Genomic DNA, 1166 nt, shown 5'->3' on the forward strand with positions numbered 1-1166 from the left:
ATTGTACTCACCGGACAAATCAATTCGTGCACGAATCTGTTCCGGCTTCAATACCTTCGTCGTGTCCAAGCCGGTGGATTCAAGCGTCCTCTTCACCATCTGGTCGAAGGTCATGTTCGGGTACCTCTTTTCCAGGTTCTTCATGTTTTTTACCGAATCGTAATAATAAACGTACTTCATCGTGATATCCGGTTTAAAACGAAGATACTGACGGAAACGACGCAAATCGTAACTTTTTTGCGAGGGCATACCGATCCAATAGTAATCATCCATGACATTCACGTAGGTCGTGATCGTCAACTTCCCGTCCATGCGGGCAACGATATCCTGACTGTTCGGGGTCAACGTGTTCTGTTTCGTACGAGTTACATCGTAAAACGACATTAAAGACGGGCGGGAAGAGAGGTAACCGACAAGCATGGCAATAAACCATACCACGGCGTATTTACCGAAGTTCACCGCCCACGAACTCTTCTGCCTGCGGGACTGCAAGCGAATAACCGCCATGAACAGGAACAAGCCGATCACGATCAGGAAATAGATCACGTCCTCCGAGCAGATCAAACCGTTTACGAACTCCCCGGCTCGACCGGAAATCGCCAGCCAGAACGTGATATCGCGAACGAAATCGATCTCCTGCCACAATCCCTTCACGTAACTTAAAGCCGCCAGGATCGCCAGGGTACCAACGGCGGCAACGATCTGGTAAGAGGTCAGGCTCGACATGAACAAACCGATCGCCGCGTAAGCGCAAATCAAAAGGTACAAGCCAAACATTCCAGAAAGAATAAGAGGAATATCGGCATCTTTTACCGCGAAAGCCGTGTAAATCCCGAAAATTGACAACACACCCATCAGAACGAGAGCGTAAACCATCATCGAGGCGTATTTACCGAGAATGATCTGCCAGTTCGTCACCGGCGACGAGTATAGTAATTTAATGGAACCGCTACCGAACTCCCGGCTCATCAAGCTCATCGTCAACAAGGGAATGTAAAGGTAAAGGTAAGATTGAACCGCCGTGAACAGACCCCTCCAGCCCGCGTATAAACCCATGGTAGCGTTATAGTTCCCGTATCCCAACGATTCCCGACGTACCAAGCCGCTCATCAGGTCGGAGAAAGCCATGCTGCATTGAAAGGTAAAGATGATCAGGATCAACCACG

Annotated in this window: 1 protein-coding gene; it reads right to left on the reverse strand. The window is 49.1% G+C overall.

Annotated elements, in window-relative coordinates:
- Positions 1–1166 (reverse strand): ABC transporter permease (locus PGR74_RS14070; protein ID WP_270517387.1); only part of this gene is annotated, 1166 nt, incomplete at both ends.

It is taken from the genome of Sanguibacteroides sp. AM78-02pH3A (assembly GCF_027666085.1).
Classification (GTDB): Bacteria; Bacteroidota; Bacteroidia; order Bacteroidales; family Marinifilaceae; genus Gabonibacter; species Gabonibacter massiliensis.